The organism is Candidatus Microbacterium colombiense, assembly GCA_029203165.1.
GTDB lineage: Bacteria > Actinomycetota > Actinomycetes > Actinomycetales > Microbacteriaceae > Microbacterium > Microbacterium colombiense.
In genome coordinates, this window is the sequence record CP119308.1 from 1329932 (window position 1) to 1351626 (window position 21695).

The 21695-nt window shown below is 68.9% G+C and carries 16 protein-coding genes; 7 read left to right on the plus strand and 9 right to left on the minus strand.

All coding sequences use genetic code 11. The features are described 5' to 3' along the window. The first annotated feature begins 55 nt into the window (after positions 1 to 55). Positions 56 to 865 (plus strand): hypothetical protein, encoded by an 810-nt coding sequence (locus P0Y60_06465; protein WEK62389.1) that lies wholly within the window; start codon positions 56 to 58, stop codon positions 863 to 865. Here the strand turns inward: P0Y60_06465 and P0Y60_06470 are convergent. The 7 genes from P0Y60_06470 to P0Y60_06500 all read right to left on the minus strand — a co-directional run bounded on the left by P0Y60_06470 (position 862) and on the right by P0Y60_06500 (position 9579). Continuing rightward, on the minus strand, positions 862 to 2301 hold the full coding sequence (locus tag P0Y60_06470; GenBank protein WEK62390.1) for a GH1 family beta-glucosidase: 1440 nt from the start codon (positions 2299 to 2301) through the stop codon (positions 862 to 864). The genes P0Y60_06465 and P0Y60_06470 overlap by 4 nt on opposite strands. After that, the gene (gene yicI, locus P0Y60_06475) at positions 2298 to 4532 is read right to left on the minus strand and encodes an alpha-xylosidase (GenBank protein ID WEK62391.1); all 2235 of its coding nucleotides are present in this window, start codon (positions 4530 to 4532) and stop codon (positions 2298 to 2300) included. The genes P0Y60_06470 and yicI overlap by 4 nt, the downstream gene beginning before the upstream one ends. Further along, entirely contained in the window at positions 4532 to 5419 is an 888-nt protein-coding gene (locus P0Y60_06480) for a carbohydrate ABC transporter permease (GenBank protein ID WEK62392.1), read from the minus strand. The genes yicI and P0Y60_06480 overlap by 1 nt, the downstream gene beginning before the upstream one ends. Continuing rightward, positions 5419 to 6381, minus strand: a complete 963-nt coding sequence (locus P0Y60_06485; protein ID WEK62393.1) for a sugar ABC transporter permease — start codon at positions 6379 to 6381, stop codon at positions 5419 to 5421. Before P0Y60_06485 ends, P0Y60_06480 begins: the two co-directional genes overlap by 1 nt. A gap of 62 nt (positions 6382 to 6443) precedes the next feature. After that, a complete protein-coding gene (locus P0Y60_06490; protein WEK62394.1) occupies positions 6444 to 7751 on the minus strand; it encodes an extracellular solute-binding protein in 1308 nt (435 codons plus the stop codon). A 140-nt stretch (positions 7752 to 7891) separates the two neighbouring features. Beyond that, complete coding sequence (locus P0Y60_06495; GenBank protein ID WEK62395.1) at positions 7892 to 8905, minus strand: LacI family DNA-binding transcriptional regulator; 1014 nt, start codon at positions 8903 to 8905, stop codon at positions 7892 to 7894. Positions 8906 to 9120: 215 nt separating this feature from the next. Further along, positions 9121 to 9579, minus strand: coding sequence for a GNAT family N-acetyltransferase (locus P0Y60_06500; GenBank protein WEK62396.1), 459 nt, complete (start codon positions 9577 to 9579; stop codon positions 9121 to 9123). Between the two features lie 174 nt (positions 9580 to 9753). Between P0Y60_06500 and P0Y60_06505 the strand changes: the two genes are divergently transcribed. Beyond that, positions 9754 to 11973, plus strand: coding sequence for an NADP-dependent isocitrate dehydrogenase (locus tag P0Y60_06505; protein WEK62397.1), 2220 nt, complete (start codon positions 9754 to 9756; stop codon positions 11971 to 11973). 168 nt (positions 11974 to 12141) lie between these two features. Here the strand turns inward: P0Y60_06505 and P0Y60_06510 are convergent, their stop codons facing one another. Both P0Y60_06510 and P0Y60_06515 read right to left on the minus strand, forming a co-directional pair. Then, complete coding sequence (locus tag P0Y60_06510) at positions 12142 to 13632, minus strand: L,D-transpeptidase family protein (protein ID WEK62398.1); 1491 nt, start codon at positions 13630 to 13632, stop codon at positions 12142 to 12144. 104 nt (positions 13633 to 13736) lie between these two features. Continuing rightward, positions 13737 to 14141 (minus strand): RidA family protein, encoded by a 405-nt coding sequence (locus P0Y60_06515; GenBank protein WEK62399.1) that lies wholly within the window; start codon positions 14139 to 14141, stop codon positions 13737 to 13739. A 25-nt stretch (positions 14142 to 14166) separates the two neighbouring features. Here P0Y60_06515 and P0Y60_06520 point away from each other — a divergent pair, with 25 nt between their 5' ends. The 5 genes from P0Y60_06520 to nagB all read left to right on the plus strand — a co-directional run bounded on the left by P0Y60_06520 (position 14167) and on the right by nagB (position 21678). Further along, positions 14167 to 15384, plus strand: coding sequence for an amino acid deaminase (locus P0Y60_06520; GenBank protein WEK62400.1), 1218 nt, complete (start codon positions 14167 to 14169; stop codon positions 15382 to 15384). Further along, positions 15375 to 18644 (plus strand): family 20 glycosylhydrolase, encoded by a 3270-nt coding sequence (locus tag P0Y60_06525; GenBank protein ID WEK62401.1) that lies wholly within the window; start codon positions 15375 to 15377, stop codon positions 18642 to 18644. The genes P0Y60_06520 and P0Y60_06525 overlap by 10 nt, the downstream gene beginning before the upstream one ends. Before the next feature lie 98 nt (positions 18645 to 18742). Further along, complete coding sequence (locus P0Y60_06530; protein ID WEK62402.1) at positions 18743 to 19906, plus strand: ROK family transcriptional regulator; 1164 nt, start codon at positions 18743 to 18745, stop codon at positions 19904 to 19906. A 34-nt stretch (positions 19907 to 19940) separates the two neighbouring features. After that, positions 19941 to 20906 carry an ROK family protein gene (locus tag P0Y60_06535; GenBank protein WEK62403.1) on the plus strand — a complete coding sequence of 322 codons (966 nt, stop codon included), beginning with the start codon at positions 19941 to 19943 and terminating at the stop codon, positions 20904 to 20906. Then, positions 20899 to 21678: a glucosamine-6-phosphate deaminase gene (gene nagB, locus P0Y60_06540; GenBank protein ID WEK62404.1), complete on the plus strand. Its 780-nt coding sequence runs from the start codon at positions 20899 to 20901 to the stop codon at positions 21676 to 21678. The genes P0Y60_06535 and nagB overlap by 8 nt, the downstream gene beginning before the upstream one ends. Positions 21679 to 21695: the final 17 nt, after the last annotated feature.

Genomic DNA, 21695 nt, shown 5'->3' on the forward strand with positions numbered 1-21695 from the left:
ACCGGAGCGGTCTCTGTCCGTGCCGACGACGCGATGGGCTGGGTAGCATCGAAGCATGGATCCCTGGTTGCTCGTCGGCGAGTGGTGGTGGATCGCGCCCGTCGCGGCCGGAGGAATCGCGGCAGGAGCGTTCGGGGTACGCCGCCGCGCACGATCGAGTGGGCGTCGGCTCGCGGTCGACGCGGCCCGTCATGACCTGAAGATCGCGCAGACCGTGGTCGTCGAGAAACGCGTCGCGGTGAAGGTCGCACGGGCCGACGTGGCGCATGCCTCGGCTGAGCGTGCCGCGGGCCGGGCGACTCCCGATCAGCTCGCCAGCGCGAAGCGGATGCTGCGCGAGGGCGAGCGCGACGCGAAGGTCGCCGCGGCGGACGTGCGCGCCCGCCAGGCGCGGCTTCAGGCAGCCCGCGCCGCGATCCCCCCGGCATCCGCTCCGCGCCCGCTGGATCGACTGCGCGAGCAGCACGATGCGATCGTGGTGCGGTGGATGCAGTACGAGACCGACCCCGCGCGTCAGATCTCCTACCCCGCGATGACCGACGTGAAGCAGCCGGCGACCGCCGCCTATCTGCGGGCGGCCGGGCAGGCGACCGACCGTCGGCGCGAGGCGGGTGACCACCCGTCTCCGGCAGACTTCTCCGCCTACCGCGACGCGGTGGCCCAGCTCGCGCGAGCCCTCGATGTCGCCGAACACGCTGCGCGCGTGAAGGCGGGAGAGCTCCCCGCCGGGGCCGCATGGCAGGATGCCGCGCAGGATGCACTCGCACGTTCGGCCGAAGCGCTCGACCGTGCCGCGGGCGCAGCCGCTTCCGCCTTCACCGCGTGGACGACGCGCGGGCGCAAGCGGCCGGAGGATCCGCGCTAGCCCTCCACGGTCCGCGTCCGCACGAGGTTCCGGTACCAGTGCCCGGAGCCCTTCACGGTGCGCTCGAGGGTGTCGAAGTCGACGCGCACGATGCCGAAGCGCTTGGCGTAGCCGTAGCCCCACTCGAAGTTGTCCAGCAGCGACCACACGAAGTAGCCGCGCAGGTCGACGCCCTGTTCGAGCGCCCGGTGCGCCGCGGTGAAGTGTCGCCGGAGATAGTCCGTGCGTTCCGGATCCGGAACCGAGCCGTCCTCCGCGACCTCGTCATCGAACGCGGCACCGTTCTCGGTGACCATGAGCGGCTGCATCGGGAACTGCTCCGACAGAGAGATCAGGAGCTCCTCCAGACCCTCCGGCGCGATGTTCCAGCCCATCGCCGTGTACGGCCCCGGCTGCTCGACGAACTCCACGACCCGGTCGCTCCCCGGCCAGGCGGTGCCGCCGGTTGTGCCCTTGTGCCCGTCATTCTGCTGCTGCGCCGAAACGCCGTCCCACAGTCGGACGGTCGCGGTGGAGTAGTAGTTCACGCCCAGCACGTCGATCGGCTGATGGATCGTCGCGAGGTCGCCGTCCTCCACGAATCCCCAGTCGGTGACCTCCGCGGTGTCGGCGAGGAGGTCGGCCGGATACTCGCCGCGCAGCATGGGACCCGTGAATGCGCGGTTCGCGAGGGCATCGATGCGTCGCACGGCCTCCGCCGAACCCTCGCCCTGCCCGCGCAGCACGTGGAAGTTCAGCGTCACGGAGTAGTCGGGATCGCCTGCCGAGGTCGCGCGCAGTGCCTGCACCGCACGACCGTGCGCGAGGTTCAGATGGTGCACGGCTGACAGCGCGGATGCCGGTTCGTGCCGCCCAGGAGCATGGCCACCCTGGCCGTAGCCGAGGTAGGCCGAGCACCAGGGCTCGTTGAGCGTCGTCCAGGTGTGCACGCGGTCGCCCAGCGCCGTGCCCATGATCTCGGCGTACCGCTCGAAGGCGTCGGTGGTGGCGCGCGACGTCCAGCCCCCGGCATCCTCGAGGTACTGGGGCAGGTCCCAGTGGTACAGCGTCGCGACCGGGCGGATGTCCCGTTCGAGCAGCCCGTCGACCAGGCGCGAGTAGAAGTCGATGCCGGCCCGGTTGACCTCGCCCGAGGCGGTGGGCACGATGCGGGGCCAGGCGATCGAGAAGCGATAGGCCTGCAGCCCGAGGTCCGCCATCAGATCGAGGTCCTCGTCGACGCGGTGGTAGTGGTCGCACGCCACATCGCCCGTGTCGCTGTTCCAGACCTTGCCCGGCGTGCGGCTGAAGGTGTCCCAGATCGACGGCGTGCGCCCGTCTTCGGTCGCCGCGCCCTCGATCTGGTACGACGCGGTCGCGGAGCCGAACGTGAAGCCCTCGGGGAACACGAGGCCGGAGCCGCGGTAGTCGTCGCGCGGGGTGAGCGGGGTGGTCATCCGGTGATCTCCTCCAGGTCGACGGTGTAGATCTCGGCGCGGCCGGACGGATCGGTCACGGTCACCGAGGCGGTACCCGTGCCGCCCGCGAAGACGCGCAGCTCCAGTCCGTCATGGTAGTCGTACTCCGGTCCGTCCACACGGGCGCCCCAGGGCAGAACCGCGCCGGGGCGCACGTAGAGCGGGAGCGAGTCGAAGCCGTGGGTCTCGCGCCGCCACCCGCCCCCGGTCACGCGCTCGCCGGTCAGCAGCGAGGTCCATTCGCCGGAGGGGAGGTAGAACTCCACCGTGCCGTCGGCCGAGAACACCGGCGCCACCAGAAGGCTGGAGCCGAGCATGTACTGCCGATCCAGATACCCGGCCGCGGGGTCGTCGGGGAACTCCAACGCCATCGGCCGCATCAGCGGAACGCCCGTGCGCGTCGCGTCGAGCCCGTGCTGGTAGAGGTACGGCATCAGTCGCATCTTCAGATGCGTGAAACGCCGGGTGACGTCGACGGCCTCATCGTCGAAGGCCCACGGCACGCGGTACGAGCTCGAGCCGTGGAACCTCGAGTGCGAGCCGAGCAACCCGAAGGCGGTCCAGCGCTTGAACACTCCCGCATCGGGTGTGCCCTCGAAGCCGCCGATGTCGTGGCTCCAGAACGCGAAGCCGCTCAGGGCGAGCGAGAGCCCGCCGCGCAGAGTCTCCGCCATCGACGTGTACGTCGAGGTCGAGTCGCCGCCCCAGTGCACCGGCATGCACTGTCCGCCGGCGGTGGCCGATCGTGCGAACAGCACAGCCTCGCCCTCTCCGCGGGCATCCGTGAGCACATCGAACACCGCGCGGTTGTACAGGTCGGTGTAGCGGTTGTGCATGCGCTCGGGATCCGCGCCGTCGGCCCAGACGACATCGGTGGGGATGCGCTCGCCGAAGTCCGTCTTGAAGCAGTCCACGCCCTGCGCGACGAGGCGCCGCAGATGGCTCTGGTACCAGGCGATCGCCTCCGGGTTGGTGAAGTCGACCAGGCCCATGCCCGCCTGCCACAGGTCCCACTGCCACACCGAGCCGTCGGCACGACGCACGAGGAAGCCCTGATCCGCGGCCTCCCGGAACAGCGGGGAGCGCTGCGCGATGTACGGGTTGATCCAGACGCAGACCCGCAGATCCTTCTCGTGCAGACGCGACAGCATCCCGTCGGGATCGGGGAAGACCCGCGGATCCCACTCGAAATCGCACCAGTTGAACTCGCGCATCCAGAAGCAGTCGAAGTGGAACACCGACACCGGCAACTCGCGCGCCGCCATCTCATCGATGAAGGAGTTCACGGTCTGCTCGTCGTAGTCGGTCGTGAAACTCGTCGACAACCACAGTCCGTACGACCAGGCCGGCACCGCCGGCGGGCGCCCGGTGAGCGCGGTGTAACGGCCGAGCACGTCCTTCGGGGTGGGCCCGGCGATCACGAAGTACTCGAGCTGCTCACCCGACACCGAGAACTGCACGCGCTCGACGGCCTCGGAGCCGATCTCGTACGAGACGTGCCCCGAATCGTTCACCAGCACGCCGTAGCCGCGGTTCGACAGGTGGAAGGGCACGTTCTTGTACGCCTGTTCCGAGGAGGTGCCGCCGTCGGCGTTCCACACCTCGACCGACTGGCCGTTCTTGACCAGGGGGCCGAAGCGCTCGCCGAGGCCGTAGATCAGTTCGCCGACGCCGAGGTCGAGCTGCTCATGCACGAACGTGGATGCGGCGGGAGTGCCGCCGCCCTGCCGTGCGTTGCTCACGATTCCCGCATCCACCTGCGCATCCGCGGCGAGCTGCACGTAGCCCTGCGCCTTGCTGCCGCTGCCGGTGACCCGTAGCCCGTCGACCTCGAAGGAGAGATCCCACGGTGCCCCGGGGGAGACCTTCGCCACGAGGCTGCCGGCGTCGAGCACGCCGCCGCCCGAGGAGACCGACACGGATGCCGCGGCGGAACCTGCGCCGGGCAGCCCGAACCCGCCGTGCCAATGCCCGCCGGTGTGATGGGCGATGCGCACGCGGATGACACCTTCGGCAGGGGAGGAGAGCGTGGTCGTCAGCACGGGGCGGTTGAGCACGTCTCCGCGTTTGGCGATCGCCAGAGTCGGGGCGGTGATGACGATGCCGGGGCCGTCCGGGGTGTCGGAGGTCTGGGCGATGTCGTAGGCCTCCTGCGCGTACAACGCCGTGACGCCGGGACGCAGCTGCCAGAACCCGTCGGTGAACTTCATTACTTGACTGCTCCTGCCGTGATGCCACGCGTGAGCGTGCGCTGGAAGATGAGGAAGAAGATGAGCGTGGGGATGATGCCCAGCAGCGCGGACGCGCTGGTGGTCGTGACGTCCATGAGCCGGTCGCCCTGCAACACGCTGATCGCGACGGGAACCGTCTGATTCGCGTTCGAGGCGAGGAAGGTCAGCGGGATCAGGAACTCGTTCCACGTCCAGATGAAGAAGAAGATGAGCAGCACCGACAGCGTCGGGCGGCTGATCGGGAAGATCACGCGCCAGAGGATCTGCCAGCGGCTCGCACCGTCCAGCGACGCAGCCTCCAGGATCTCCTTGGGGAACGTGCCGTACACGGAGGAGAGCAGATAGGTGCCGAAGGCCGCCTGGATCACCGTGAAAACGATGATCACCGCCCACACGTTGTCGTAGAGCCCGACGGATTTGAACATGTAGTACAGCGGGTAGAGCAGGGCCTCCTGCGGCAGCAGGTTGGCGAGCAGGAACAGCAACACGATCCACGAGCGACCGCGGACGCGTCCGATGCCGATCGCGAACGCGTTGAGCATCGAGATGACGACCGCGAGCACGGCGACGATGCCGGAGATGAAGATCGAGTTCCAGACCTTCTCGGGGAAGTTGACGCGTTCCCAGAACTTGATGATGCCGCCGAAGTCGAGCGTCTCGGGGAAGGCGAGCGGCCCGGAGGTCGCATAATCGACGGGCGACTTGAAGGAGTTCACGAGCACGAGGTAGAAGGGGGCGATCACCAGGAGCGCACCGACGACCACGAGCGCGAGGAGCAGCCAGTCGACGGGACGCTTCTTGGTCATGCCTCCGCGGGGGCGTGCCTTGACCGGCTTTCCGGTCACGATGGCGGTGGTGGCGTGCATCACAGACCCGCCCTTTCCTTGCGTTCGAGGGAGTTCTGTACGCGGATGAAGATGATCGACACGATGACCACGACGATCGTGAGCACGGTGGCGATGGTCGCGCCGTAGCCGACGTTCCGCTTGGTGAAGAACTCCTGGTAGGCGTAGTACGCGGGCACCAGGGTGGCGCCGGCGGGGCCGCCGCGGGTGATGATGTAGACCGGGCCGAACACCTTGAGCGCGGCGATCGTGCAGGTGAGGGTGACCACGAAGATCTCGGGACGGATGATGCTCATCGTGATGGCGGTGAAGCGCTGGAGCCAGTTGGCGCCGTCGAGTTCGGCCGCTTCGTAGAGCTCGGGGTCGACACGCTGGAGCGCCGCCATGAAGACGACGACCGGATAGCCCAGCTGCACCCACACCATGACGAGCATCAGCACGATCAGCGCGGACGGCATCTGCCCCAGCCAGTCGTAGGCCGGGATGCCGAACGCGCCGAGGATCTGATTGAGCGCGCCGTCCCCGCCGGGGCGAACGATCCACCCGATCACGATGCCCGCGACGGCGATCGGCAGGATCTGCGGCAGGTAGTACGTCGCGCGCAGGAAGGCGCCGACCTTGCCGCCGAACTTGCGACCGACGACGTCGAACAGCAGCGCGGCGACGATGAGTCCGACGATCGTGGGCACCACGACCATCGCCAGGATCATCCAGACGGAGTTCGTGAACGACGTCCAGAAGTCGCTGTCGGTGAGGATCTTCTGCCAGTTCCCGAGCCCGATGAACTCGGGGGTGCGCACGCCCTTCCACTTCGTGAAGGTGAGGAGGAGATTCCAGACGAGCGGCACGATCACGATGATCAGCAGCAGCGCGAAGCCGGGGAGGAGGTAGAGCCAGTATCCGCCGGTGCCACCGCTGCGCTGTGGGATCGACGGTTCTTCCGGAGGGAGCGCCGTACGGCGCGGACGAGTGGCGAGAGACATGTTCAACTCCAGAGAGGATGCGTGGGGCGGCGGCGCGTCGGCTGCCGCCCCACGCCGACGGATCAACGGAATTCCGCGGTGCCTTCGTCGTACTGTTCGCCGAGGTTGGCGTTGGTGGTCGAAGCGTCCTGCACGCCGGTGACCAGTCCCTGCAGCTCCTGCACGATCACGTCGTAGAAGCCGGGGGCGGGCCAGTCCGGGTAGAACGACAGGCCGTCGGCGTCGAGCACGCCGTTGAAGGTCGCGATGAGTTCGGCGCTCTTCTCGTCGGTGATGTCGGCGGAGTCCGCGGCGACGGGGAGCCCGCCGTTGTTGCCGATGATCGCCTGGATCTCGGGGCGCATCGTGATGTCGATGAACTGGTAGGCGAGGTCCTTGTTCGCGGCGTTCTCCGGAACGACCCAGAGGTTGCCGGAGGAGCCGAGCGAGAGGTCGGCGCCGGGGAACGCGGTCATGGTCCAGTCGAATCCGGTCGCCTCGGAGACGAAGCGTCCGAACCACCAGGAGCCCGACACGAAGATCGGCGAGGTGCCGTTGATGAACGAGACGCCGGCGTCTTCGGCCTTGACCGACGAGACGTCGGAGGCGATGTAGCCCTTGTCGACGTACTCCTTGAGCGTCTCGGTCGCCGAGGTGACCTCGGGTCCCTGCCAGTCGACCGGGTTCTTGTAGAGCTGGTAGTCGTCCACGAAGCCGCGATCGCCCTCGAGCAGCGCGAGCTGGTACCAGAGCTGTCCGAGCGGGTATTCCGCGCCCGCCTCGGCGAGCGGGGTGACGCCCTGCGCGACGAAGGCGTCGAGCACGTCGACGAACTCGTCATACGTGGTGGGGATCTCGAGCCCCGCGGCGGCGAAGGCATCTTCGTTGTAGTACACGCCGACGAACTCGCCGTAGTTCGGGATGCCGAACCAGGTGTCGCCGCCCATGACGCCGTCGTCGGTGTACTTCGCGGTCGTCTGCAGCGACGGCGCGAGCTTGTCGTCCCATCCGTACTCGTCGACGGCATCCGAGATGTCACTGATGAGTCCGGTGGATGCGAGGAATCCGGCCGTCGCGTTGCCCTTGTTGAACTCCATCAGGTCGGGAGCCGCGTCGGTGTCGAGCACCTGGCTCGCCGTCTTCTGGATCTGCTCGAAGGACTTCTCCTCGAACTCGACCGTGGCGCCGGTCTCCTCCTCGAAGATCTTGATGGCTTCTGCCCACGCCTTGCCCATCGCGCTGTCCGCCCCCTCGTAGTGCCAGAGCTTGAGGGTGTCGCCGTCTCCACCTCCGCTGTCGCCACCGGAGGTGCAACCGCTCAGGATCACTCCGGTCGCGGTGAGGGCGGCCAGCATGGCCAAGGTCTTCGTCCTGCGGATGTTCCGTGCCATCGTCGGCACTCCTTTCTCGGTGGCCCCGAAGGGCCGGACACTGCACTGGGTCGGGGTGTGTTCAGTTGTGAGGTTGCGTCGCGCGTCTTCGTCGAAGCGTTTCGACAACGGGCATGGATCGAGGGGATCGACGCGGGTGGTCAGCGGCGCAGGCGGGCGACGGAACCGGCGTCGTGATAGGTCGGAGGGATGAGATGGATCTGCGGGGTGAGCCGCGGATCCTCGAGTCGCTGCACGGCGATCTCGACGGCGAGCTCGCACGAGTCCTGGGGGACCAGGGGGATCGTGTCGACGGGGGTGGGGAGAAGGGTGGTGTCGAAGGATGCCGCGGCCGAGACGATCGAGACATCGATGCCCACCCGCAGGCGCCGTTCGGCGAGCACCGTCAGCAGGATCTCGTGCACGTCGTTCACGGCGTGGATGACATAGGCCCGGATCCCGTCGTCCAGCCCGGCCTCGATCGAGGCCCGAACCGCCGCCGCATCGGTCGTGACGGAACCGGTGGGCGTCCAGGACAGCTGCACCCCGCGGGCCCCGGCGCGCTCCTGCACACCGCTGAGAAGTCGGCGCGGAAAGTTGGACTTGCGATACGAGACCTCGGTCTGCCCGAGGAGCAGGACTCGCTCATGACCGGCGTCGGCCAGGGCGTCGATGGCCAGATGCCCCGCTGCCTCGAAGTCGAGGTCGACGCAGGTGAGGCCGTCGCGGTCGTCCGGGAGACCGATGAACACGGTCGGCGTGCGCACGGCACGCGAAATGGCGACCCGCTCGTCGTCGGGGGCGACGTCGAGCACGAGGATGGCGTCGACGAGGTTGCTCGCGGCCACACGGTTCATGCCCTCGGAGGTCTGCTCGTCGGTCAGGAGCAGGATGTCGTACCCGCGTCGGCGGGCGGCGACGGCCGTCGCGAGCACGAAGGCCATGTGGGTCGGGGCGTGCGTGTCTGCGCGCAGCGGCTCGGTGAGGGCGAAGATGTTCGTCCGGCGTCCGGCGAGCATCCGCGCTCCCGCATCCGGCTGGTAGCCGAGCGAGTGAGCGGCGTCCTCGATGCGGCGGCGGGTCTTCTCCGAGACGGGGCGCTTGCCGCTGAGCGCGTACGACACGGTGCTGATCGATACGCCGGCGGCCTGTGCCACCTCGTGGATCGTCGTCATCGTGACTCCATCGTCAATTCGTCGAAGCGCTTCGCCAGCGCCCTCAGAGCGATGATAGACAGACCGGCACGCTCCATGCAAGAGGTTTGTGGTCTTTCGCAACAAATTGATCTCCGCGCGGCAGGGACGTGCCTCGGGAGCGCGGGCGCGCGAGGCGCCGTAAGAGGGCGACGAGGCCTCGATGGGGGAGGGGATTCGAGACCCCGCCGCCGGTCCTAGGAGGCGACTCTGATCTGTGCGATGACCTCGGAGTACTCCGTCTCACCCACGGGCGTGAAGCCCACGCGCAGGAAGAAGGCCTCTGGGCCGTCGTCGCCGGCCTCGTAGATGACGTTGACGTGATCCATGCCGCGCTCGCGCGCCTCATCGAGGAGGCTCTCCACAGCGAAGCGGCCGACGCCGCGGCCCTGGCCCTCGGCGTCGACGTTGATGCGCCACAGCACCGAGCGGAAATGCTCCTCCGGTGCGTCGTCGTCGAAGTTCGCACTGACGAACCCCACGACCTGGTCGCCATCGAGGACGACGCGTTGCCAGGAGGTCTGCGGGTTGATGACGGTGGCCGCGATGCCGTACGAGACCGGAGCGAGGAACTGCTCCTGCCCGGGCTTGAGCGACAGGTTGTTCACGGCGACGATCGTCGCAGCGGAGAGTTCGACCATGCGCAGTTCGGACATGCCCCCAGGCTAACCCCTCGCGCGCGGACGCACACGCATCCGGTCGAACATTCCCCCGCACGACATCTCGAAGTCGTGTTCCGAGGCGCCGAACTCCCCTCGGAACGCGGGGGGAGAGCCGCTCAGGTATCTTGGTATCGAGACAAATCGACCTCAAGAGCGGAGAACCTCCCGGTGACCGACGACGCCATCATCTACACCTACACAGACGAGGCACCGGCGCTCGCCACCGCCTCGTTCCTGCCGATCATCCAGGCCTACAGCGGCCAGGCGGGCATCGGATTCGAGACCCGCGACATCTCGCTGGCCGGCCGCATCCTCGCCGCATTCCCGCAGAAGCTCACGCCCGAACAGCAGGTCGGCGACGCGCTCGCCGAGCTCGGCGGCCTGGCGACGCTGCCCGAGGCGAACATCATCAAGCTGCCGAACATCTCGGCATCCATCCCTCAGCTGAAGGCGGCGATCGCCGAGCTCCAGCAGCAGGGCTACGACATCCCGAACTTCCCCGACGACCCGTCCTCGCTCGACGAGAAGGACGTGCGCGCGCGCTACGACCGCATCAAGGGCTCCGCCGTCAACCCGGTGCTGCGCGAGGGCAACAGCGACCGCCGCGCCCCGCTCGCGGTGAAGAACTACGCCAAGAAGCACCCACATCGCAACAAGGCGTTCGCCGAGGGATCGAAGACCCGCGTCGCGACGCTCGGTCACGATGACTTCAAGTCGAACGAGAAGTCGTGGGTCGCGGCCCACGACGACGTGCTCAGCATCCGTCACACGGCTGCCGACGGCACGGTCACCGTGCTGAAGGAGGGACTCAAGGTCCTTCCGCGCGAGATCATCGACGCGACCTTCCTCTCGGCATCCGCGCTCGACGCGTTCCTCGCCGAGACGCTGCAACAGGCCAAGGCCGACGACGTGCTCTACTCGGTGCACCTCAAGGCGACGATGATGAAGGTCAGCGACCCGATCATCTTCGGACACGTCGTGAAGGCGTTCTTCTCCGACGTGTTCGCCCAGTATGGCGAGCAGCTGGCGGCCGCAGGGCTGAAGCCGAACGACGGCCTCGGCTCGATCCTCGCCGGCCTCGGCGAACTCGCCGACGGTGCCCAGATCGCCGCCGCCTTCGACAAGGCCGTCGCTGAGGGCCCGCGCCTCTCCTACGTCAACTCCGACAAGGGCATCACCAACCTGCACGTGCCGAGCGACGTGATCGTCGACGCCTCGATGCCTGCGCTCATCCGCAACGGAGGCAAGCTCTGGGGCAAGGACGGCGGAGAGGACGACACGATCGCCGTCATCCCCGACTCGTCCTACGCCGGCGTGTACCAGGTGGTGCTGGACGACGTGATCGCGAACGGTCCGCTGGACCCCGCCACGATCGGTACCGTGCCCAACGTCGGCCTCATGGCGCAGGCGGCCGAGGAGTACGGCAGCCACGACAAGACGTTCGAGATCGCCGCGGCGGGTGTCGTGCAGGTGCTCGACAGCGACGGCACCGCGCTCATCGAGCACGAGGTCGGTGCCGGAGACATCTGGCGCGCGACGCAGACCAAGCACATCGCGGTCATGGACTGGGTCAAGCTCGCGGTCACCCGCGCGCGCGCGACCGGCGATCCCGCCGTGTTCTGGCTCGACGCGAACCGCTCGCACGACGCGCAGATCATCGCCAAGGTGCATCAGGGCCTCGCTCTGCTCGACACGCACGGACTCACCCTCACGATCCTCGCCCCCGAGGAGGCCACGCGCTACACGCTGGCACGCATGCGCCACGGGCTCGACACGATCTCGGTGACGGGTAACGTGCTGCGCGACTACCTCACCGACCTGTTCCCGATCCTCGAGGTCGGCACGAGCGCCAAGATGCTCTCGATCGTGCCGCTGCTCGCCGGTGGTGGACTGTTCGAGACCGGTGCCGGCGGATCTGCGCCGAAGCACGTGCAGCAGCTCGTCGAGGAGAACTACCTGCGCTGGGACTCGCTCGGCGAGTTCTTCGCGCTGGCGGCATCCCTCGAGCACTTCGCCGACCGCACGGGCAACGAGAAGGCCCGTGTGCTCGCGCAGACGCTCGACGCGGCGACCGGCACCTTCCTCGAAGATGATCGCTCACCCGGTCGCGCCCTGGGCACGATCGACAACCGCGGCAGCCACTTCTACCTGGGCCTGTACTGGGCGCAGGAGCTCGCGACGCAGACGGCCGACGCCGACCTCGCCGCGGCCTTCGCCCCCATCGCCGCCACGCTCGCGGAGAACGAGGAGAAGATCGTCTCCGAGCTCAATGCCGTGCAGGGCAAGCCGGTGGAGATCGGCGGCTACTACCGTCCGGACGCCGCTCTGGTGGAGGCCGTCATGCGCCCCTCCGCGACCCTGAACGGGATCGTCGACGCGCTGCGCTGAACATGAGAAGGGGCGGATGCTGCGGCATCCGCCCCCTTTTCGCTGCCCTGCGCCGTCTCATGCCGGTACTGGAAGCAGGCGATCGCGCGGGCGTAGGCCGATCGCGCCGGAATTGGCCGACGCCGGTGAGTTCTCCTGCGCTCGACTCATGCCGGACGCGGGGTCAGGTCAGTTGTAGACCGAGACCTCGACGCCGACGGGCGACCAGTCGTAGACGAACTTGGCGAGATCGATCGGCAGGTTGACGCAGCCGTGGCTCATGCGGTTGCCGTAGTTGTTGTGCCAGTAGGTGCCGTGGAAGCCGATGTTCGTGGTGAACCAGGTGATCCACGGAACGTTCTCGGTGCAGTACGGAGCGCCCTCGTAGCAGCCCATGTCCTGCATGGCGGTGTGAGCGAAGACCTTGAAGTTGCCGGTCGGCGTGGGGGTACCCGGAAGGCCGGTGGAGACGGCCCAGGACCGCACGACCTTGTCGTTCTCGAACAGGTAGGCGTGCTGCGAGCTCAGGTTGATCTCGATGCGCCGGAACAGGTTGACCGTCTTGAACGGGGTCTGGGTGACCTCGAGCGCGAAGACGCCGTCGCCGGCCTCGAGCTGCTGGGCGAACTGCTCGGCGACGCCGGAGGTGTCGGCCAGCGCCCGACCGTTCGCTCCCGCCTGCTCGGCGCGCAGCACGGTGCCGGCGGAATCGACGATGTTGGTCGCATTCACCGGGGCGCGATCCACGCGGGGAGCGAGATTGTCGACCGTCGCCTGGATCAACTGCGCATCGGCCTGGACACGGAGCGTGCCGTCGTCGTCGATGATCGTCAGCCAGCTCGCGGCTCCCGCTCGGGACACGGGAACGGTGCGCTCGTCGCCGACGTAGAACCCGACGGTTCCGAGCATCGTGTTGAGGGATGCCGCTTTCGCAGCGGCGTCGTCGTCGGAGATCGCCGGCAGAGCCTCGGTCGGGGCGCCGGAGAACTCCAGCGACTTCGCGCCGTCGGCGACGGCTGCTGCGAACGCCGACGTGACCTCGCCGACGTCGATCCCCGTGCCCGCGGCGGACGGAGTCACGACGTAGTTGCCGGATGCCGCATCGAACGTGAGGCCGGCATCGGTCGGGTCCTGATAGCTGGAGGGCACGGCGCCGCGCAGGGCGCTGGTCGCCTTCTCTGCATCGAGGGTGATCTCGCCGGGGATCGGGTCGCCCATCCAGGTGCTCAGGTTCCACATCGGGTGCGCGGCGAACGCCTGATCGGCGAGTTCGGTGGCGGCGATGGACGCGCCGAGGTCTGCGCCGCTGAGCACGACGCCGTCGCCTGCGCCGGTGAGGGTCACCTCGGTCTGAGCGAGGTGGGAGCTGATGGCCTCCGAGGCCGCACCAGGAGTCATCCATCCCACGGGGATGCCGGCCACGGTGGTGCCGGGCGCGATGAGGATCATCGATGCCGCGCCGGCACCGAGAGCGACGACGCCGAGTCCGAGGCCGATCCAGAGTCCGAGCCGACGCTTCTTCGGCTTCGGTTCGATCGGGGCCCAGGCCACCGGCGTCTCGCCAGTGGTCGGCGGCATCGAGTCGGTGGGTGCGTCGGCGGGCGTCAGCACCGACGTCGGCGTCTGGTCGTCGCCTCGCGCTCCAGCTGCAGCGCCCGGCGCTGAGATCAGATCGGTCACGAACTCACCCCCCGGTAATAACACGTGTCCTGTCGATCAATGGTACGTGATGGGAGGTAACGAGGAGGCAACGGTCGTGGGGGCGCGAAACGCCCCCACAGGGGTCAGTCGACGACAGCGAGTCCGTCGATCTCGACCAGCATCTCCTCGCGGGGGAGACCGGTGAACACGGTCGTGCGGGAGGGGAGCACTCCGGTGGTCGTGTGAGCGGTCACGAAGGCGCCGTACGCCTCGTTCATGATCGGGAAGTCCTCGCGCTTGGTCAGGTACACGCGCAGCATCACGACGTCGTCGAACGTCGCGCCCGAGGCCTCGACGATCGCCTTGACGTTCTCCAGCGTGCGGGTGGTCTGTGCGGCAACATCGCCGGGGAAGAGATACTCGTTCGTCACGGGGTCGACCGGTCCCTGGCCGGAGACCTGGACGATCGGGCCCTTGCGGATGCCCTGGGAGAACGTGTGGGCGGGGGCGGGGGCGGCGTCGGTCGAAACGCGGATCTTCGCAGTCATACGGCCAGCCTAGTAGCCTTGTTAGATGCCTCTACAAATTCCGGATCCTGTCGTCGGCGCATGGACGAAAGGCTTCCCGGCCCGGGTGCACGGTCGTCGGCTGTCCGAGATCGCGGATGCCGGTCTCCACCTCTCGGACCTGGTGACCCCGGTCCTGACCGTGCACGCCTCGGCGTTGACCCACAACGAGTCGACCGTCCTCGACTGGGCGCGTGACCAGGGCGTGCTGCTCGCCCCCCACGGCAAGACCACGATGGCCCCCGCGCTGTGGCAGAGACTCATCGACGCCGGAGCGTGGGGCATCTCGGTGGCGACGCCGTGGCAGGCCGAAGTGGCCGTGGACGCGGGAGTACGCACCGTCCTCATCGCGAACGCCGTCACCGATGGGGCCGCAGCGCTGCGCTTCCGGGACATGCTCGCGGCGGATCCTGGCCTGCGGATCCTGTGCTGGGCCGACTCGGTCGCGACGGTCGGCATCCTCGCAGCGGGGATGGCGGGAGCCGCGCGACCACTCGATGTGCTCATCGAGCTCGGCGGCGCGCACGGGCGCACGGGCGCGCGTACCGTGGACGAAGGCGCACAGATCGCCCGAGCCGTCACGGATGCCTCCGGACTGCGTCTCGCCGGCGTCGCGGGATACGAAGGGCCGTTCGGGCCGGATCGCAGCGACGCGTCGGTCGCCGCGGTGGACGCCTACCTCGAGACGCTCATCGCACTCCACGATCTGCTGGAGTACCCCGAGGGACTGCGCCCTGTGCTCAGCGCCGGCGGCAGCGCGTTCCCGGACCGAGCAGCCGCGGTGCTGGGGCGGCGGAACGGATCCGCCGACGTGGTGCTGCGCTCGGGTGCCTTCCAGATCCACGACGACGGTTTCTACGCGCGCATGTCACCGTTCGGTCCGCTGACGGCGACCGATCCGCTGCGGTCGGCCATGCACGCGTGGTCGCGCGTCGTCTCCCAGCCGGAGCCCGGTCTGGCCCTGTTGGATGCCGGACGCCGCGATGTGCCGTTCGACCTCGATCTGCCCACCCCGCAGTCGGTGCCGGGAGCGATCACGGCCCTCAACGACCAGCACGCGTTCCTGCAGCTGGCGCCCCAGGCCACCGTCGCGGTCGGCGATGTCGTGCGCCTCGGGCTCTCGCATCCGTGCACCGCCTTCGACAAGTGGCGCGTGGTCGCCGTGATCGATGATCCGGATGCCGCGGACCCGCGCGTGATCGGGGCGGTGGCGACATGCTTCTGAGCGCGGAGAAGGCGGCCATCGGCCAGGTGCGCGTGTATCGCTCGGCGACCGTGGTCGACGGCACAGGCGGCAAGCGATACGTCGGCGACGTGGCGGTGGAAGGGGCGCGCATCGTCGCCGTGATCGCGCAGGCGGCTGCCGAGCTGCTCGTGCTGGAGCTCCCCGAGGGCGCGGTGGAGATCGACGCGCGAGGCCTGGTGCTCGCCCCCGGCTTCATCGACATGCATGCGCACAGCGACCTCGCGGTGCTCCGCGGCAGTGCGCATGACGCCAAGATCCTCCAGGGCGTGACCACCGAGGTGCTCGGCCAGGACGGTCTGGGGTACGCCCCTCTCGACGACGCGACGGCGGCCGTGATCCCGGCGCAGATCGCGGGCTGGAACGGCCTGCCGGACACGGCTCCGTGGCGCACCCTGGACGATCTGCTCGACGTGATCGATGCGGCGACGGTCGGGAATGTGGCGATGCTGGTGCCCCAGGGCAACCTCCGCATGATGGTCGTCGGTCACGAGAATCGTCCGGCGAGCTCTGTCGAGATCACCGCGATGTGCGATCTGCTCGGGTCTGCGATGGATGCCGGGGCCTTCGGCATGTCCAGCGGACTCACCTACACGCCCGGAATGTACGCCGCCACGGATGAGCTCGAGGCTCTGTGCCGCGTCGTCGCCGAGCGCGGGGGATACTGGGCCCCGCACACCCGCAGCTACGGCGCTGCCGCGCTCGACGCCTATCGTGAAGCGCTCGACATCGGTCGGCGCACGGGATGCCCGATCCACCTGACACACGCCACCATGAACTTCGCGCCCAATCGGGGGCGAGCGGCGGAACTGCTCGCCGTGATCGATCAGGCGATCGACGACGGCGTGGACGTCACGCTCGACACGTACCCCTACCTGCCCGGTGCCACCACCCTCGCCGCTCTGCTGCCGAGCAGGCTCTCCGAGGGCGGGGACCCGGTCGCCGCGCTCGCCGCCTTGACCGACGGCGAGCGTGAACAGCTGCGCGTCGAGCTCGAGGAGATCGGATGCGACGGCTTCCACGGTGAGCGCGCGGACTGGACGGCCATCCAGATCTCGGGAACCGCGAACCCCGCCCTCGAGCATCTGATCGGTCGGACCATCGCCGAGATCGCGTCGAGCGCGGGGCGCCGCGCGGTCGACGTGGTGGTCGACACCGTGATCGCGGATGCCGGGGCGACGGGCATCCTGATGCACATCGGCGACGAGGACAATGTGCGCGCGATCATGCGGCATGCCCGTCACACGGCCGGCAGCGACGGCATCCTCATCGGCTCGCGTCCCCACCCGCGCGGTCGCGGAACGTTCCCGCGGTATCTCGGCCACTACGTGCGCGAGCTCGGCATACTCACGCTGGAGGAGGCCGTCCGCCACCTCAGCGGGACGCCGGCCGCGCGGCTCGCGCTCGATCGCGGCGATGCGCCACGCGGCGTGATCCGCGCGGGGGCGGCCGCCGATCTGGTGCTGTTCGACCCGCTGACGATCGCCGCCGGCGCGACGTTCGACCACCCGTTGGAGCCGCCGACGGGCATCGTCGAGGTGCTGGTCGCGGGTGTTCCGGTGCTCGAGAACGGCGCTATCACCGGGGAGACCCCGGGGAGGGCGCTGCGGATGCCGCCGCCGCCGCACCGTGCGACCGTCCCGAAGGCCGACGCGCGGATCGATCCGAGCGCCCCGGGCTTCGTCTGGCGTCCGTCGACGCCGATCATCGCGACGGCAGATCTCGCGCCCGCGATCGCCCGTCTCTCTGCCGATGTGCGCAGCGACGCGGGGCGTCCCGGCATTCATCTGGTGCTCGATGAGCGACTGGGAGCGCCGAACGATCCGCTGAGCGCGGAGGCGTTCCGCGTGGAGGTCACCGCCGATCGGGTCGAGGTCAGGGGTGCATCGGCCGCCGGGGTCTTCCGCGGCGCGACCACGCTCCGCCAGCTCCGCGGCGCTGAGGGCGACGAGGTCGTCGTGCCCGCAGGGGTCTGGGAGGGAACACCCGCGTATGGGTGGCGGGGCGTGATGCTCGATGTGGCGCGGCATTTCCGCCCCGCAGGCGACATCCGTCGACTGATCGACCTGCTCGCCGATCACCACCTGAACATCCTGCACCTGCACCTCACGGACGATCAGGGCTGGCGCTTCGAGGTGCCCGGCTATCCGCGGCTCACCGAGGTGGGTGCGCACCGCACCGCCACGCAGCGCGGGCACGGTCCGCTCGCGACGGTCGAACCGGGCGTCCACGAGGGTCATTACACGGCCGAGGAGCTGCGCGGACTGGTGGCATACGCCGCCGAGCGGTTCGTCACCCTGGTGCCCGAAGTCGAACTCCCCGGACACATCCAGGCCGGTCTCGCCGCCTACCCGGAGTTCGGCAACCTCGATGCCAGCGAGCCCCCGAGCGGGCCGTGGGAGCGCTTCGGCGTGAACCCGCGCACGCTCGCTCCCACCGAGGCGTCGCTCGCCTTCGGGCGCGCGGCGATCGACGCGCTCTGCGACGTCTTCGATTCGCCGTGGATCGGGATCGGCGGTGACGAGGTGCCGGTCACGGAGTGGGCCGCGAGCCCCGCCGCGGCCGAGCGGATGCAAGAGCTGGGTCTCTCGACGCCGCACGATGTGCAGCCGTGGTTCACTGCGCATTTCGTGGAGCATGTGCGCAGTCGCGGCCGGGTCGCTCTCGCCTGGGACGAGGTGCTCGAGGGTGATGTTCCCGACGGGGTCAGCGTGCTCGCCTGGCGGGGCCCGGCAGCGATGCGGGAGGCGCTGCGCCGTGGCATCCCCGTGATCGCGTGCCCCGACCTCGAGGTGTATCTCGACTACCCGCAGTCGGAGTCGGCGGAGGAGCCGATCCGCGTCGGTCCGCCGCTCACGATCGAGCGGGCCTACTCCTTCCGCGTGGAGGAGGGGGCGGTCGGCGGGCAGGCGAACATCTGGAGCGAGCACCTGCCGACCAGGGATCGACTCGACTTCGCCGCGTTCCCACGCCTGGCTGCGATCGCCGAGCGATTGTGGGAGGGCGGCATGCAGGGGGACTACGCCGACTTCGCGCGACGCCTGCCCACACATCTGAATCGCCTGGCGGCGGCCGGGGTGCGGTATCGTCCACTCGATGGCCCGACGCCCGATCAGCGTCGTCCGGGAGTACCGGGAAAGCCGCTCACGATCGAGGCGCGTGAGGACATCGTCGCCGGCCTCGTGACGCGGCTCCTCGAACGAGCGGGATCGGCACCGGACACGGCGCCGGAATCAATGTAACGTTTCGGTAACCCTCGCCGCACGCCACGCGGCAAAGCTTGCACAATTTTTGTTCGTAAGGTCTACTAACAAACATGTCCGTTTCGGATGAACCGCGTATGCCACCGTCGTCAGAGTACGCCGGTGGCAACACGCATGCCTTCGGCCCCGGACGGCACCTGCGCTCCCGTTCGAAAGTGCTTCCCGAGCACGCACGCGGGCACAACCGGGCGCTCGTCCTGCAGACGCTCTACCACGCCGGAGCGATGAGTCGAGCCGACCTCTCCCGCGAGACCGGACTGACCAGGGTCACGATCTCCGACCTGGTCGCCGAGTTCATCGCCGACGGCATCGTGATCGAGATGGGCGTGCGGGAGACCGTCGGTCCGGGCAAGCCCCCGATCCTCATCGACATCGACCGCGTGGGCCATCAGATCATCGGACTCGACCTCTCGGGCCCGAGCGCGTTCGTCGGAGCGGTCCTGAGCCTGGACGGCGACGTGCTCGAGCGCCGCGAGGTCGTGCGTCCCGAGGCAGCCGACGGTGACGCCGCGTACGCCGCCCTGCTCGAACTCGCCCGGTTGCTGGTCGCGGCATCCACACAGCCGCTGCTCGGCGTCGGGATCGGCACCCCGGGTGTCGTGCGCCCCGACGGACTCGTGCTGAGCTCGCCGAACCTCGGCTGGACGAACTTCCCCCTCGAGGCCAAGCTCGGAGCCGATCTCGACCTTCCCGTGCTCGCCCGTAACGACGCGAACGCCGCGGTGCTGGCCGAGTACACCTTCGGCGACGCCAAGGCGGACTTCATGCTCATCAAGATCGGGCGCGGCGTCGGCGCCGGCCTGATCACCGGCAGTCAGCCGTTGCTGGGCAGCCGATTCGCCGCAGGCGAGATCGGGCACGTCGTGGTCGGAACCGACGGCGGACCCCGGTGCGCGTGCGGCAAGGACGGATGCCTGGAGGCCTGGCTCAGCGTGAGCCGGCTCCGCGAGGCGCTCGCCGCAGATCCGTCGGCCCGTGACGAGATCCTCCGCGACTCCGGCACACGCATGGCCATCGCCATCGCTCCGATCGTCGCCGCCCTCGATCTCTCCGAGGTGGTGCTCTCCGGCCCGGCCGACCTGCTCGACGGAATCCTCATCGACGCCGCGATCGAGACGCTGCACGCGCGCACACTGGAGGGTGTCTTCGAGGACGCCCTCATCCGCCTCACGCACCAGGATGACATCGTGCTGCGTGGCGCCGCTGTCATGGTGCTCTCGGGGCAGCTGGGCGTCTCGTGAGCGGTTCGGCGACGGCATCCGGGAGCGGCATCCGATGAAGGGTGTCGACTTCGCCGACCTCGAGGGTCGGCAGATTCGTGTGGGCCTGGACGTCGGGGGCACCAAGATCGACGCAGTGGCCGTCGCGCCATCGGGCGATATCGTCGGGCGGATCCGTCGCCCCACCGGCTGGGGCGAGGACGCCGTGCTGCAGAGCATCGCGCTCGCCGTCACGACGCTCGCGGAGGAGTCCGGACTCGGCATCGACGACATCCGCTCCGTCGGCGTGGGGATCCCCGGTCTGGTGGATGCGGACTCCGGCCGTGTGCTGCACGCCGTGAACCTCGGGGTGGACGCGCTGGATCTCGCCGTCCGGGCGGAGCAGACGATCGGGGTGCCCTTCCGCGTCGAGAACGACGTCAAGGCCGCAGCCCTCGGCGCCGCAGCCCTGCGCGGTGCGACCGGCTCGATGGCCTACCTGAACCTCGGCACAGGCGTCGCCGCCGGCATCGTGATGGACGGGCGTATCTGGCGCGGATCCCGCGGCACGGCCGGCGAGGTGGGGCACATCTCCGTCGATCCGAACGGCCGCCTGTGCGGGTGCGGACAGCGCGGTTGCGTGGAGACCTTCTGCGGCGGTGGCGCACTGGCGAAGGCGTGGGGCCGCCCCGGAGCCCTGCCGGTGCGAGACATCATCGACGCGGCCGACGCCGGCGACGCGCAGGCCCTCGCGCTGCGCGACGATCTCTACCGCGGGGCTGCCGCCGCCGTGCGCGTGCTCGTGCTGTCGGCCGACGTCGAGTCCGTCATCATCGGTGGCGGTCTGACCGCGCTCGGCGAGCGGCTCGAGAACGGCATCCGCCGAGCGCTGCTGCTCGACGCCGAGGCCTCGCCCTTCATGCGTTCCCTGCAGCTCGATGAAAGAATCGAGATGCTTCCCGCGGGGTCTCCCGCCGCCGCATTCGGCGCCGCACTCGTCGGCGCATCCGTATCCCAGGAGGAGAGCGTTTCCCATGGCTGAGGTCGTCATCGTCGAGAATGCGGAGGCCGCCGGCGCGCTGGTCGCCACCGAGATCGTCGAGCTCATCGCGCAGCGAGCCGACGCGGTGCTGGGCCTGGCCACCGGGTCGACTCCGCTCCCGGTCTACCAGGCGCTGCGCGCCCAGCTCGCCGGTCGCGACCTCTCGAAGGTGCGTGGTTTCGCTCTCGACGAGTACGTGGGCCTCGACCCCGCGCACCCCGAGAGCTATCGGTCGGTCATCACCCGCGAGGTGATCGAACCGCTGGGACTCGACCCGCAGCGCATCCACGTGCCCAACGGCGCCCACGCGACCATCCAGCACGCGGGAGACGACTACGAGACCGCGATCGAGGCCGCCGGCGGCGTCGATCTGCAGATCCTCGGCATCGGCACCGACGGCCACATCGGATTCAACGAACCCGGTTCGTCCTTCGCCTCGCGCACGCGGGTGAAGACCCTGACCGAGCAGACCCGTGAGGACAACGCCCGCTTCTTCGACTCGATCGACGACGTCCCCCGCCACTGCATCACGCAGGGACTCGGCACGATCCTCAAGGCACGTCACCTTGTCCTGCTCGCTTTCGGCGGGGGCAAGGCGCAGGCGGTCGCCGACGCCGTGGAGGGTCCGCTCACCGCGTTCCTGCCCGGCTCTGCGATCCAGCTTCACCCGCACGCGACGATCGTGGTCGACGAGGCAGCGGCTTCGCGCCTGAGACTGGCGGACTACTACCGCTACACCTTCGCCAACAAGCCGGCCTGGCAGGGCATCTGAGGGGTGCCGAGCGCCCG

What these genes read in the sequence shown, in the direction of transcription:
- P0Y60_06525 (WEK62401.1), top strand. Translation starts at nt 15,375, where the DNA reads ATGCTTCTGAGCGCGGAGAAGGCGGCCATCGGCCAGGTGCGCGTGTAT.
- P0Y60_06535 (WEK62403.1), top strand. Translation starts at nt 19,941, where the DNA reads ATGAAGGGTGTCGACTTCGCCGACCTCGAGGGTCGGCAGATTCGTGTG.
- P0Y60_06530 (WEK62402.1), top strand. Translation starts at nt 18,743, where the DNA reads ATGCCACCGTCGTCAGAGTACGCCGGTGGCAACACGCATGCCTTCGGC.
- P0Y60_06480 (WEK62392.1), bottom strand. Translation starts at nt 5,419, where the DNA reads ATGCACGCCACCACCGCCATCGTGACCGGAAAGCCGGTCAAGGCACGC.
- P0Y60_06515 (WEK62399.1), bottom strand. Translation starts at nt 14,141, where the DNA reads ATGACTGCGAAGATCCGCGTTTCGACCGACGCCGCCCCCGCCCCCGCC.
- P0Y60_06465 (WEK62389.1), top strand. Translation starts at nt 56, where the DNA reads ATGGATCCCTGGTTGCTCGTCGGCGAGTGGTGGTGGATCGCGCCCGTC.
- P0Y60_06500 (WEK62396.1), bottom strand. Translation starts at nt 9,579, where the DNA reads ATGTCCGAACTGCGCATGGTCGAACTCTCCGCTGCGACGATCGTCGCC.
- yicI (WEK62391.1), bottom strand. Translation starts at nt 4,532, where the DNA reads ATGAAGTTCACCGACGGGTTCTGGCAGCTGCGTCCCGGCGTCACGGCG.
- P0Y60_06520 (WEK62400.1), top strand. Translation starts at nt 14,167, where the DNA reads ATGCCTCTACAAATTCCGGATCCTGTCGTCGGCGCATGGACGAAAGGC.
- P0Y60_06485 (WEK62393.1), bottom strand. Translation starts at nt 6,381, where the DNA reads ATGTCTCTCGCCACTCGTCCGCGCCGTACGGCGCTCCCTCCGGAAGAA.
- P0Y60_06495 (WEK62395.1), bottom strand. Translation starts at nt 8,905, where the DNA reads ATGACGACGATCCACGAGGTGGCACAGGCCGCCGGCGTATCGATCAGC.
- nagB (WEK62404.1), top strand. Translation starts at nt 20,899, where the DNA reads ATGGCTGAGGTCGTCATCGTCGAGAATGCGGAGGCCGCCGGCGCGCTG.
- P0Y60_06470 (WEK62390.1), bottom strand. Translation starts at nt 2,301, where the DNA reads ATGACCACCCCGCTCACCCCGCGCGACGACTACCGCGGCTCCGGCCTC.
- P0Y60_06490 (WEK62394.1), bottom strand. Translation starts at nt 7,751, where the DNA reads ATGGCACGGAACATCCGCAGGACGAAGACCTTGGCCATGCTGGCCGCC.